Origin of the sequence: Allobosea sp. TAF32 (assembly GCF_052113585.1) — a bacterium.
Taxonomy (GTDB): Bacteria; Pseudomonadota; Alphaproteobacteria; order Rhizobiales; family Beijerinckiaceae; genus Allobosea.
Genome location: NZ_JBFRDM010000026.1, coordinates 1 through 2766, shown reverse-complemented (window position 1 = coordinate 2766; position 2766 = coordinate 1). Strand labels below are relative to the sequence as shown.

The following is a 2766-nucleotide window of genomic DNA, read 5'->3' as shown; positions in this document are numbered from 1 at the left end:
GCAACGGATTGCCCTTGCGAGACCAGCACATCGACCTGACGCAGCTTTGCGACGATCTCTTCGGGCTTGTGGCGCTTCTTCGGCATATCGGTCCTCCTGTCTGCCAAAAGACATACTTCAGGGTGGACCAATTCAACGGGGGTGGATCATTCCTCGCCTCCTTCGATGAGGCGACCGTCGCCTTCTTCATATCAGGTATCGAAGGCAAGACGATCACGCGAAAGCTATTCGAAGACATCGACTACAACCTGACCCCCGTCATTGCTGCGGCCTCAACCGTGATGGTGGCGCTGTCGCTCGTCCTTATGGGCGGGGTCGAGTGGCTACGTTCGCGCTCTGCGCGGACAAGCATCTGACCCTCTTTCTTTCTTTCTTTCTGTAAATCAGCGATTGCCATGCTCAAGCTCAATGATCCGTCTCTCCTGAAGTCGCAGTGCCATGTCGACGGCTCATGGATCGGCGAGGGTGTCGATGCCGTCGACAATCCCGCCACCGGCGAGCTGCTTGCCAAGGTGCCGCGCTTTGGCATCGACGGGACGACCGCGGCCGTTGAGGCAGCATCGAGGGCGTTCAAGCCCTGGGCAAAGAAGCAGGCGAAGGAGCGCTCCCAGATTCTTCGCAAATGGTTTGACCTGATCGTCGCCAATCAGGAAGACCTTGCGCAGATCATGACGGCGGAACAGGGCAAGCCGCTGGTGGAGTCGCGCGGCGAGGTGCTCTACGCCGCCTCCTTCGTCGAGTTCTACGCCGAGGAAGCCAAGCGCATCTACGGCGAGACCATTCCCTCGCCTTTCCCGGGCTCGCGCATCATCGTGCAGAAGCAGCCGGTCGGCGTCTGCGCCGCGATCACGCCGTGGAATTTCCCCGCAGCGATGATCACCCGTAAGTGCGCGCCTGGCCTCGCCGCAGGATGCACCTTCGTGGTCAAGCCCGCGCCCGACACCCCGTTGACAGCGCTGGCGCTGATGGAGCTGGCGATCCGCGCCGGCTTTCCGAAGGGCGTTATCAACATGGTGACGGGAGATGCGGTCGCGATCGGCGGTGTCATGACCAGCCACCCGGCTGTGCGCTTTATCGGCTTTACCGGCTCGACACCGGTCGGCAAGCTCCTGATGCAGCAGGCCGCCTCGACAGTGAAGAAGGTTGGGCTGGAGCTGGGCGGCAACGCGCCCTTAATTGTCTTCGACGATGCCGATATCGATGCGGCCGTGCAGGGCGCCATCGCCGCGAAGTTCCGCAACATGGGCCAGACCTGCGTCTGCACCAACCGCCTCTTCGTGCAGGAAGGAGTGCATGACGAGTTCGTGGCGAAGTTCGCCGGCGAGGTCGCAAAGCTCAAGGTCGGCAACGGCGCTGAGGTCGGCGTTGTTCAGGGGCCCCTCATCAACGCGAAGGCGATTGAGAAGGTCGAGCGTCATGTCGCCGATGCCGTCTCTCATGGAGCTAAGGTCGTGGTCGGCGGCCGGCGACATAGCCTCGGGCGCACTTTCTATGAGCCGACGGTGCTCTCGGGAGTCACAACTAAGATGCTCGTTACCAACGAGGAGACCTTCGGCCCGATTGCCCCGGTCTACACCTTTAAGACTGAGGAGGAGGTCGTGGCGCTTGCCAACGATACGCCCTTCGGGCTCGCGGCCTACTTCTACACCAAGGACCTCGGGCGAGCATTCCGTGTGGCAGAGGAGCTCGAATACGGCATGGTCGGCATCAACTCGGCAATGCTCGGCACTGAAGTCGCACCTTTCGGCGGCGTCAAGGAATCCGGGCTCGGCCGCGAGGGCTCACTCCACGGCATCGAGGAGTTCGTCGAAATCAAATATTTGCTCATGGGAGGCCTCGGAGCATAGGCCGTTAGCTTCCGGGCTTCGTGAGATTGTTGCGATCGCGGTCGTTGACCTGGCCATGGTGCGGGTCGCGCGGCCTTCGCCCGCAGCACACAAACGAAGCGCCCGCCGGTTGGTGGCGGCGGGCGCATGCAAATCGGCAGATAGTTCGAGCGCTATCTGGCTTTGAGGTTATCCGCGGACTGCTTGCCTGACCTCTTATCGGCAACGAGTTCGTAAGAGACTTTCTGGCCGTCGTTCAGACCACGCAGGCCAGCGCGCTCAACCGCGCTGATATGAACGAACACATCATTCCCGCCGCCATCTGGGGTGATGAAGCCATACCCCTTGGTCTCGTTGAACCATTTCACAGTGCCGCTAGCCATAGTCGTCTCCAACGTGGAGCGCCAGCATGGGCCAACGTCACTTTCTCGGCAAGGTATGGACTAGCGCAGGAACTTCTTGATCTCGGCGCAGTCTCCCTAGCAGCACACATTGGAGCCGCTCGATGACCAACAGCCAGGATCCGGATATTCGCGAGACCAACGCACGAGCCGACAGGCAGACGGAAGGCCCTGGCGGCGGGGTTGTCGCACCGATGCGCCCTGATAAGCATACGCCCCGGACTACGTCGTGAATGCAGGCGGCATAATCAACGTCTGCGCCGAGTACCTTGGCGAGGGTCAGACCGAAGTCGATCAACGCGTTCGAGCGATTCCGGATCGTTTGATTTCGATCCTCCGGGAAGCTGACGCTTCCCACCGCGCTTCCAACATGGTTGCGGACGATTTGGCACTGATCCACCCCCGTTGAATTGGTCCACCCTGAAGTATGTCTTTTGGCAGACAGGAGGACCGATATGCCGAAGAAGCGCCACAAGCCCGAAGAGATCGTCGCAAAGCTGCGTCAGGTCGATGTGCTGGTCTCGCAAGGGCAATCCGTT

General features: G+C 60.8%; 2 protein-coding genes and 1 pseudogene. 2 read left to right on the top strand and 1 reads right to left on the bottom strand.

The annotated features are described in order from the left end of the window. Positions 1 to 146: 146 nt before the first annotated feature. Both AB4Z16_RS27930 and AB4Z16_RS27925 read left to right on the top strand, forming a co-directional pair. Positions 147 to 356 (top strand): annotated as a pseudogene (locus AB4Z16_RS27930) (ABC transporter permease); the annotation flags it as partial. Between the two features lie 39 nt (positions 357 to 395). Then, positions 396 to 1847, top strand: coding sequence for an NAD-dependent succinate-semialdehyde dehydrogenase (locus AB4Z16_RS27925; RefSeq protein ID WP_441514561.1), 1452 nt, complete (start codon positions 396 to 398; stop codon positions 1845 to 1847). 152 nt (positions 1848 to 1999) lie between these two features. Here the strand turns inward: AB4Z16_RS27925 and AB4Z16_RS27920 are convergent, their stop codons facing one another. Then, on the bottom strand, positions 2000 to 2209 hold the full coding sequence (locus AB4Z16_RS27920; protein WP_441514560.1) for a cold-shock protein: 210 nt from the start codon (positions 2207 to 2209) through the stop codon (positions 2000 to 2002). Positions 2210 to 2766 lie beyond the last annotated feature (557 nt).